The sequence below is a fragment of the Alkalibacillus silvisoli genome, from assembly GCF_039521975.1.
GTDB classification, from domain to species: domain Bacteria; phylum Bacillota; class Bacilli; order Bacillales; family Alkalibacillaceae; genus Alkalibacillus; species Alkalibacillus silvisoli.
This window is the reverse complement of sequence record NZ_BAAACZ010000026.1, coordinates 22946-32186: the sequence shown is the minus strand read 5'-3', so window position 1 is coordinate 32186 and position 9241 is coordinate 22946. Positions and strand designations below refer to the sequence as shown.

At 37.8% G+C, this 9241-nt stretch carries 9 protein-coding genes; 3 read left to right on the top strand and 6 right to left on the bottom strand.

Annotation, left to right across the window (positions count from 1 at the left end):
* Positions 1 to 1036 (top strand): SH3 domain-containing protein (locus ABDZ63_RS13460; protein WP_343784310.1); only part of this gene is annotated, 1036 nt, incomplete at its 5' end.
* An 89-nt stretch (positions 1037 to 1125) separates the two neighbouring features.
* Here the strand turns inward: ABDZ63_RS13460 and cuyB are convergent.
* From cuyB to ABDZ63_RS13445, 3 genes are all read right to left on the bottom strand, one after another.
* Positions 1126 to 1845, bottom strand: coding sequence for a cysteate racemase (cuyB, locus tag ABDZ63_RS13455; RefSeq protein ID WP_343784308.1), 720 nt, complete (start codon positions 1843 to 1845; stop codon positions 1126 to 1128).
* A 148-nt stretch (positions 1846 to 1993) separates the two neighbouring features.
* Positions 1994 to 3082 carry a YheC/YheD family protein gene (locus tag ABDZ63_RS13450; protein WP_343784306.1) on the bottom strand — a complete coding sequence of 363 codons (1089 nt, stop codon included), beginning with the start codon at positions 3080 to 3082 and terminating at the stop codon, positions 1994 to 1996.
* A 129-nt stretch (positions 3083 to 3211) separates the two neighbouring features.
* A complete protein-coding gene (locus tag ABDZ63_RS13445; protein WP_343784304.1) occupies positions 3212 to 3775 on the bottom strand; it encodes a GNAT family N-acetyltransferase in 564 nt (187 codons plus the stop codon).
* A 169-nt stretch (positions 3776 to 3944) separates the two neighbouring features.
* On the opposite strand from ABDZ63_RS13445, the gene ABDZ63_RS13440 reads away from it, so the two are divergent.
* The gene (locus ABDZ63_RS13440; RefSeq protein WP_343784302.1) at positions 3945 to 5237 is read left to right on the top strand and encodes a nucleotide sugar dehydrogenase; all 1293 of its coding nucleotides are present in this window, start codon (positions 3945 to 3947) and stop codon (positions 5235 to 5237) included.
* A gap of 218 nt (positions 5238 to 5455) precedes the next feature.
* Here ABDZ63_RS13440 and ABDZ63_RS13435 read toward each other — a convergent pair whose 3' ends face one another.
* Entirely contained in the window at positions 5456 to 6475 is a 1020-nt protein-coding gene (locus ABDZ63_RS13435) for an LCP family protein (RefSeq protein WP_343784300.1), read from the bottom strand.
* Positions 6476 to 6642: 167 nt separating this feature from the next.
* Between ABDZ63_RS13435 and ABDZ63_RS13430 the strand changes: the two genes are divergently transcribed.
* Positions 6643 to 7734 carry a glycosyltransferase family 4 protein gene (locus ABDZ63_RS13430; RefSeq protein WP_343784298.1) on the top strand — a complete coding sequence of 364 codons (1092 nt, stop codon included), beginning with the start codon at positions 6643 to 6645 and terminating at the stop codon, positions 7732 to 7734.
* Here the strand turns inward: ABDZ63_RS13430 and ABDZ63_RS13425 are convergent.
* Entirely contained in the window at positions 7731 to 8120 is a 390-nt protein-coding gene (locus ABDZ63_RS13425; protein ID WP_343784296.1) for a hypothetical protein, read from the bottom strand. The genes ABDZ63_RS13430 and ABDZ63_RS13425 overlap by 4 nt on opposite strands.
* A gap of 14 nt (positions 8121 to 8134) precedes the next feature.
* Entirely contained in the window at positions 8135 to 8905 is a 771-nt protein-coding gene (locus tag ABDZ63_RS13420) for a tyrosine-protein phosphatase (protein ID WP_343784294.1), read from the bottom strand.
* Positions 8906 to 9241: the final 336 nt, after the last annotated feature.

Sequence of the window (9241 nt, the reverse complement as noted above, 5' to 3'; positions counted from 1 at the left end):
TGTCGTAAGAGATTTTCAGGAAGCATATGGTTTACCTGTCAGTGGGATAATGGATGAGGTATCTTTAAGAGTTCTATCTGAAGCACAAAGTGTTATAAGGTATTCATCATATGATATTAGTTTATCAGAAGCAACTGATATGCAGATGAGAGTTAATCCACAAACAGATAAACATTATGCGTATGTACATGCGAACCATATTGATGAGGATTATAAAGTGACTGCTAGTGCTTTAAATGTTAGAACAGGTCCTGATACTTCAAATGATAGGGTTGGATCTTTGTCAAACGGAACAGAAGTAAATGTTATAAGTGAAGTTAATGGATGGTATCAAATTGAATATTCTTCAGGTTCATGGGTGAGTGCAGCGCGAGAGGATGTAGAATACTACTTAAACCCAACGAACTTTTTAGATGATGAGAGACAGAGATTTCAGTTCCTTGACCTGTCAAGAACTAGTAATGCTTCAATAGAAGTACTAAATAATCACCTAGGTGGTAAGGGAATATTGGATGGTAAAGCTCAGGCATTTATTGAGGCAAGTAGAACACACGGTGTGAATGATGTATATCTTATATCACACGCAATACTTGAAACTGGACATGGGTCCTCTGATTTAGCTACAGGTATTGAGGTAGGTAAGGATAAAGATGGAAATCTAAAACTTGTTGATGATGACAATAGAGGTAGTTTAATAGAAATTGAAACTACTTATAATATGTATGGTATTGGAGCAGTTGATCGTGATCCAAAAAGAGAGGGAGCATTTGAAGCTTATCGAAGAGGTTGGTACACACCAGAAGAATCGATTGTTGGTGGAGCGCAATTTATTGGTGATGACTATATAAGAGTAGGACAGAATACTCTATATAAAATGCGGTGGAATCCTGATGCGATGGATTCATCAGGTAGAGCAACTCACCAATATGCAACTGATATTGGCTGGGCTTATAAACAAGTCGGTAGCATGTATAACCTGTATCAGGAATTAGGTATAGATATTATAAACTTAGATGTACCAACTTATTCAGATTAATTTTTTGAGTGAATTGTAGAATATATTTATACTATTTAACAAAAAGCAAGAGCCTCTGCATTAGAGGCTCTTGCTTTTTAAAATAAATTTTATACTTTTAAAAGAGTTTTTGAAGACTGTTTTAATTCAATTACCTTTTTAGCTAATTGTAATGTTGTATCAATTTTAACCATTTGGTGGTCGATATAAGGAAATATCAATGGAATTTCCGTACAACCTCCAATTAGGCCAACAACACCTTTATCTTCATATTTACTTAAAATTGGAGAAAGTTTTTCTAAATCTTCAGTAGGTGGCAATAATCCCTTTTTAACATTAAGAATTAATTGAGTAATCACTTGTTGTTCTTCCTCTGTAGGTATTACTAAATCTACATTTTCAGTTTTAAATTTCTCTTCATAAATTTTTGTTTTTACGGTTGCAGGAGAAGCCAGTAATAATACTTTATTATCTATATATTTAGAGTCATTCACTAATAGCTCTAAAGTGTTATCAACCATACTAATTATAGGTGTATTGATATTAGCCTGTAATTCATCGATCCAAAAGTGTGCAGTATGACAGGGCATTACAATGAATTCTACATTCATTTTCTCTAGTTCTTTTGCCGATTTTATCAGTTCATCAATGGGACTTTTACCGCCTTTTAATACAGCTTCAATCCTTGATGGTATTTGAGGGTTATTATATATGGAAATAGGTATATGCTCTTGGTCTTCAACAACTGTTGTATTAGATACGATTTTTTCAAATAAATCGACTGTAGCTGCTGGTCCCATTCCACCTAAAATTCCTACGGGTCTTTCCATGATTTCGACTACTCCTTTAAATTTATTGTTCCATATAAGTTGTGCATTAATCATTATTCTATTTAACCTTATACATTATAAGTGTTTATTGAATATTATGCAACAGCTGTCGAAAACAATCAAACCTTAAAAATAAATCCTAAGGAGGCTAGATAGCATTTTTATTATGCATAGCGCGATTCATCATGAAATAGTAATACCCACTTTTAATCATTGCAATTTCCCCAAGTGCATAATCAACACCTGGTGCTGTGTTAGCTTCAAACAAATATGGTTTACCATCTTGATCTATACCAATATCAATACCAAGTGAATTTAATGTTTTACCGGTGACCTTTTCAATGTGTAAGGGCAGCCCTTCACCCACTTGAATTATTTCATTTTGAATTGTTTCCCAGTTTTCAGGGTAGTTAACCTTTAAGAAAGACTCAAGTTCTGAGACATATCCCCCTTGAGCAACATTAGATACCACCTTTTGATTGCTTGATATTCTAACTAGGTTTATCGCAATCTCCCATTTTCCTTCTAAATTCTTTTCTAACCTTATTCGACAATCAAATGGGTTATGATTATTGTCATAAGAATGAATGTAACGTTGGCAAATGTATTTCTTTTTAGTGACTAACTCTGTAAAAAAACTAATTAACTCTTCACGATCTATTATTTGCTCATTAGTTTCATAACTGACTTTAAATTCGTTTGTATCAATAAAAGTTAATTTATAAATGTGTTCACCTTTCTTACCGATTTTAGGTTTTAATATGACCTCTTGATGTTGAAACAGAAATTCAAAGACTTCTTTAGGACTGTCTGTAGTTATATAAGGAATGATTAAGTGGTCAAAGCTGCCCGATTCTTTAATTGCTTTATATAACTTAGATTTTGAACCAATTCTTTCGCTAGATAAAGTTGACACTTGCCCTAGATAATTCATAATAGTTCTGTGTTTATAACAGAAGTTAGACACATCGATAAACCTCGGGATATCCACTTCACGCTTGATCCACTCATCATTAACTAACACTTTACCGTTCGCTGTTCCCCTGTCCATATCTACATCTTTGGGACTAAAATACACAAGCGTCAAATCATAATGAGCACAAGCCTGTGACAATAATTTAAAGAAGTCTTTAGGTGTTCTTGAGTTACGCATACACCCAACATATTGTACTTGCGGTTTCACTTGAGCTTGCTTTTGCTTTTTTTGCTTTTTAAATGGTGTTGTAATGGAAAACATTGTGATACCCCCATTTCTTAGTCCGTATTATTCCACAAAATGCTAAAAATTAATGTTAACGGGGTCTTACATTTTTGTTTCGACAGATTAAGCGCTCGTAACCTTGTTACACTGCTTAGTCCATTCGACTTAGCTAGGCAAATTGTGCTCTTGTTTGACGAAGTGAATGACATCGTGAGCCCTAGGATGAACGTCATGATAGTGTTCGAATTCTTTAAAGGTATGAATTTCCTCATACATTTGAATCATTTTTGTATAAATGGAAAGCTGTGTTTCATTTTCACTAGGGTCCCAATACAATATATCTAAGTTCACGCGTTCGTTTGTTAGTAATGAATGTTTCGTATATTGAATAGAATCAGCCTCTTTGAACCCTTCACGGCTATAAAATCGTAATCGTTTACTCGTGTCAGCATCATTAGGGTCTTGTGGTTCTGCTTCTAGTATTATAGGTTTTCCTTTTTGTTTTAATTTATGAATTAATTGTTTGCCGACGCCTTTGTGCCTTTTCGTTCCTCTGACATACATGTAATCGACGAATATAAAAGTTTTAAATTCGGCATAGAGTAATACATGTTGTTCACTTGAATCTAGGTAATAGTGATCTTTCTCAGCTAGTAATGTATTTAAGTGTTGCTTTGTTTTCATCTCTTCTTCTGGGAAGTATTCTTTCAACATTTCATACCACTGCATGGATATAGCACCTCCTATGGGCTTAGTTGCACATGATATACCTTATAAATTCTAAATTAAACCCATTTAAATGAACCTTAACCGAAGTGAAAATAAATCTTTAAGTTTGTAATATAAATTTTGGTATATCTATGTTCGTTCATGGGTATTAAGAATATAGGTGATGCAAATGGATAAAGAGAAAGTTTCAGTAATAGGATTAGGATATGTTGGTTTACCGTTAGCTATTGAATTAGCGAAAATGTATGATGTGATCGGCTTTGATGTTAATCAGTATAAAATAAAGCAATATGAACAAGGACATGATGTAACAGGTGAAGTGGGAGATGAAGTGTTAAAGGATACTTCCATCACGTTTACAGATGACCCATCGCACATATCAGACTGCCAATATCATATTGTGTCCGTACCAACGCCAATTAATACGGATAAAACACCCGATTTAAATCCAGTCATTGGTGCGAGTAAGACTGTGGGACGAAATATGAAAGAGGGGGCAGTCGTCGTCTATGAATCAACGGTTTATCCTGGGACGACTGAGGAGGTTTGTGTGCCGATTTTAGAGGACGAGTCGGGGTTTAAACTGAATCAGCATTTTAAAGTCGGCTATTCGCCAGAGCGGATTAACCCAGGTGATCAGCGAAATACGATTACGAAGATTGTTAAGATTGTATCTGGGTCTGATCAAGAAGCGCTTGAGAAGGTTGCTAAGCTTTATGGGTCGATTATCGAAGCAGGTGTTCACAAGGCTGAATCGATTAAAGTAGCTGAAGCAGCGAAAGTGATCGAAAACGCTCAGCGTGATATTAATATTGCGTTTATGAATGAATTGTCGATGGTGTTTAATCGGATGGGGATTCCGACGAAAGCGGTGCTTGAAGCGGCAGGGACGAAGTGGAATTTCCTGAAGTTCACCCCAGGGTTAGTCGGCGGGCACTGTATCGGGGTAGATCCCTATTATTTCACTTATAAAGCTGAACAGCTCGGCTATCATTCACAGATCGTCTTAGCCGGACGCAAAATTAATGACTCAATGGGCAAGCACGTCGCAGCAAATGTCATTAAAAAGATGGTACAGGCGAAACAAGACATATCACGTGGAAGAGTCGCCATTTTAGGACTAGCCTTTAAGGAAAACATTCAAGATGTCAGAAACTCGAAAGTCATGGATATAATTGAGGAGCTTAAAGAGTACGAAATCGATGTCATTCTGCATGATCCACTCGTGAATCATGAGGATGTAGAACAAGAATATGGATTACAGCTTGCGAGTGAAGATGAATTAAAAGATTTAGATGCGATTGTCGTTGCAGTTGGTCATGACGTATTTAAAGAGCGATATACCATTGATATGCTAGGTCAAACTTATAAAAATGCTGACAAAAGAGTATTAATTGATATAAAAGAAATATATGACCGCGGCGAATGTGTACGAGAAGGATTTTATTATTGGAGTTTGTAAGTTAGGGAAAATCTCTGAGCCCGCTAAGGAGATTGATCATTAAAGATCGCCTGATTAACTGACAATCAGGCGAAAATCACAATAATCAGGCGAAAAATTCATTATTCAGGCGAAACTCACGATAATCAGACGAACGCCTAATCCCGAGCCGCGCCCCCGCGCCAGAGCTGATAACGAAAAAAGCTTTCGCCAAAATTCTGGCGAAAGCTTCCTAATCGTCAATATTGCTCTTCTTCATCTTCAGCACCTTCTTCATCAGTAGGTTCTGAAGTTGACTCAATCAATTGTAAATGCTCTTTAAGTTTCGTTCGCGCTTCTTCTAATGAATCATTATCTGGAATTTGGTAACTGACACCATTTAACATTTGGTGATACGTATCAAAATCGACTGACTCAATATTATCGCGATCGAAGTTATTTAAATTCAATAACATCCCAAAGCCATCACGAATTCGAATGTCTGTCGTAATTTCTTCACCAACGACATCAGCAATCCGGTCAATTCGTGTTAATGATTGTAATGACATTGCCTCGTCTGCCAAAGCATTTAAAAATTCTTGCTGACGTTCAATTCGGCCTAAGTCACCGCGTGGGTCTTGTTTTCTCATTCGTACGAAGGCTAAAGCTTCTTCACCATTAACATGCTGTTCACCTTCATAGAACTCGACGTAATAAGAATCAGGTGCCATTGTTTTCTGTTCGAAATCAAATGGTACGTTAACCGTCACACCATCTAACACATCAACTATACGAATGAAGGCATCGAAATCAACAGATACATAATAATCGACCGGAACCTCTAAAAACTTTTCAACCGTGTCAATCGTCATTTCTTTCTCACCGAAAGCATAAGCGTGGTTAATCTTATCTGTGCGTTCCATCCCAGCGAAATCAACACGTGTATCACGCGGAATGCTTAACATTTTCGCTGATTGATCATTAGGGTCAAACGTGACTAACATTAGTGTATCTGTCCGGCCTGAAGCACCTTCTGTTTCATAGTCTTCAACCCCCATAACTAACACAGTAAAAGGATCATCACTAATATTAACAGCTTCATCACGTAAGTCAGATTGCCCGCGGCCTAAGTCATCATAGGAGCTACTAGCGGCTTGGAATGTTTGGAAAGCGAAATATGAAACGACACCACCAATTAATAGTAATAGTGCGAATGATATATACATAAAGCGTTTTAAACGTCTTCGCTTGCGATTTTTACGCTGTTCTTTTCTACCCATAAGCTTCCCCTTCTAATATACTAATTCCTAACTCTATAAATTATAGAATGTTTTATCAAACTATGCAAACTATATTTTATGAGGTATACTTTACATTTCATTTATTTACAGTTCATTATGTGCTAATATGTATATGGGTTTTGAATCAGAATGAAGAGGTATTTAATATGAATTATATAATCTTAATGATCAGTTTTTTCGTCGCGTTAATTACAGCTTTAGTCATGACACCTATAGTCAGAAAAATCGCGATTAAATATAGAATTGTCGATAGCCCTGATGAACGTAAAATGCATACAGAAGAGAAGCCCTATCTCGGTGGAATTGCGATCTTCAGTGGTGTGATGGTTGCTTATATTATGTTCTGGCCCAGTCATGAACACCAATTAGCAATCGTTATTGGTGCATTCATTATGCTTTTAACAGGCTTCTTTGATGATTTATTCAATTTAAGACCTGTATATAAACTTGCAGGGCAAGGGCTTGCTGCGGTCATGATCGTTTCATCAGGCTTACTCATCGAACGAATTAATATTCCATTCTTTGGTGAAATCGAGCTTAACAACTTAAGTATCATCATCACTATTATATGGATCTTAGCCGTATCTAATGCGATAAATTTAATAGATGGTCTTGACGGACTAGCTGCAGGTGTGACGAGCATTGCTTTAACAGCGATTTTAATCATGTCATTTATAGATGGAAATTTTGCAGCAGCATTTTTAGCGATTATTTTAATTGGTTCGAATTTAGGTTTTCTATACTATAACTTTAACCCAGCCAGGATCTATATGGGTGATTCAGGATCACTCTTCTTAGGCTATATGGTCGCGATCATTTCCATGCTTGGACTATTTAAAAACGTCGCACTATTTAGCTTTATCATCCCATTAATGGTCGTCGCCGTACCTATAGTCGATACATTCTTCACAATTATTCGACGCCTGAAAAACGGCGAAAGTGTCATGACAGCTGATCGCAAACACATCCACCACCAACTAATCGATGCTGGATTATCACACCGCGGCGCCGTATTAGTCATATATCTATTCAGCGCGTTATTCGGCGCACTCGCGATCCTATTCGGCTATTCAACGCTAGGTGCTTCAATATTGTTCGCATTCTTAGCCTTTCTACTCATCCACATTATCGCAGAAATTGTCGGATTAGTGTTAGGCGGGAAACAACCCGTGTTAACACTTCTTAAGAAGATTGCCAACCCAACACGTAACAAGTCAGATAATAGAGAAGACCATTAATACCAAAGCCTGCCATCACATTGATGGCAGGCTTTTACATCGGGATTACTCGCTGAGCGCTGATAAAAGATGCTGAACGCTGATAAAACGCTCTGAGCGCTGATAAAAGATGCTGAACGCTGATAAAACGCTCTGAACGCTGATAAATGGGTGCTGAACGCTGATAAAACGCTCTGAACGCTGATAAATGGGTGCTGAACGCTGATAAAGAGTTGCGAGCGCTGATAAATGGGTGCTGAACGCTGATAAAAGAGTGCGAACGCTGATAAAAGAGTGCGAACGCTGATAAAACACCCCCGAGCGCTGATAAATTCCCCAGCCACCAAACAAAAAAAGACCGCCACATCGAAATTCCGCTTGTGACAGCCTTTTACATCATTTGTCATTAAACCAGTTAATCCTAAAAAATTCCCAACAGCTTCTTCTTCTTTTTCACTTCCATCGGCGGGTCACATATAACGGGTTCGCCTGTTGCAGCAGTTTCGGCATTTTCTTTGAATAACTCAACTAAGCCAGCCCCATATCTATCTTCTAAAATGTCAAAGGCTTCTTTCATATGAAATCCGCGCGATGATGTGTTATGGGCATCCGATGCGATAAAGTGGACTAAGTTCGCTTCGATTAAATCAAAGCAAAGGGCCTGAATCTTTTTACCGAACTTCCCGGCTACACTTGAAGCGGTTAACTGTGTCAACGCCCCGCGCTTAACTTGTTCATATAAAATGTTCGGGTACTTTGAAATGGCGCTATTACGCTCCGGGTGCACAATAATCGGCTGATACCCCATGCGCTGCATGTCATAAGAAGTCTGCTTAGCGTATCTAGGGACCTGGCTAGATGGGAATTCAATCAAGACATACTTTGAATCATTTCCTAAAGGGATCGCCTCACCATCTTCAAGCAATTCAGGAATCTCTCCATTTACCCTAATTTCCTGTCCTTCTTTCACCTTCAAATTAATCTGCCTGTTTTCTAACTCCCGATTAAGCTCACTAACTTTGTCTTTGATTAGTGAAGGGCTCGTCTCATAACGGCCATTTAAATGGTGCGGTGTAGCATAAATCGTCGTAATACCTTCAGATTGAGCAGCTTTTGCCATTTGTATACTATCATCCAATGTAGATGCACCATCATCCACATTAGGTAAAATATGGCTATGTATATCAATCATACAAACGTATTCCTCCTAATATATTCTTTCTTAATCATATAATAGTTTAGAAAATTTTCAAGGTGATAGTTTTAGAACGGAAATTGATGAGGCTTGTATCGATTGAAAAATAACAGCGCTCAGCACCCATTTATCAGCGCTCGCCGCAATATATCAGCGCTCGCCGTCGATTTATCAGCGCTCGCCGCAATATATCAGCGCTCACCGCGATTTATCAGCGTTCGCAGTCGATTTAACAGCGCTCGGGCCCCATTTATCAGCGCTCGCAGTCGATTTATCAGCGCTCGGGCTCCATTTATCAGCGCTCGCAGTCGATTTATCAGCGCTCAGCACCCA

What these genes read in the sequence shown, in the direction of transcription:
- ABDZ63_RS13425 (WP_343784296.1), bottom strand. Translation starts at nt 8,120, where the DNA reads ATGACAAATGATGTAAAAGGCTGTCACAAGCGGAATTTCGATGTGGCG.
- ABDZ63_RS13445 (WP_343784304.1), bottom strand. Translation starts at nt 3,775, where the DNA reads ATGCAGTGGTATGAAATGTTGAAAGAATACTTCCCAGAAGAAGAGATG.
- ABDZ63_RS13450 (WP_343784306.1), bottom strand. Translation starts at nt 3,082, where the DNA reads ATGTTTTCCATTACAACACCATTTAAAAAGCAAAAAAAGCAAAAGCAA.
- ABDZ63_RS13435 (WP_343784300.1), bottom strand. Translation starts at nt 6,475, where the DNA reads ATGGGTAGAAAAGAACAGCGTAAAAATCGCAAGCGAAGACGTTTAAAA.
- ABDZ63_RS13440 (WP_343784302.1), top strand. Translation starts at nt 3,945, where the DNA reads ATGGATAAAGAGAAAGTTTCAGTAATAGGATTAGGATATGTTGGTTTA.
- ABDZ63_RS13430 (WP_343784298.1), top strand. Translation starts at nt 6,643, where the DNA reads ATGAATTATATAATCTTAATGATCAGTTTTTTCGTCGCGTTAATTACA.
- ABDZ63_RS13420 (WP_343784294.1), bottom strand. Translation starts at nt 8,905, where the DNA reads ATGATTGATATACATAGCCATATTTTACCTAATGTGGATGATGGTGCA.
- cuyB (WP_343784308.1), bottom strand. Translation starts at nt 1,845, where the DNA reads ATGGAAAGACCCGTAGGAATTTTAGGTGGAATGGGACCAGCAGCTACA.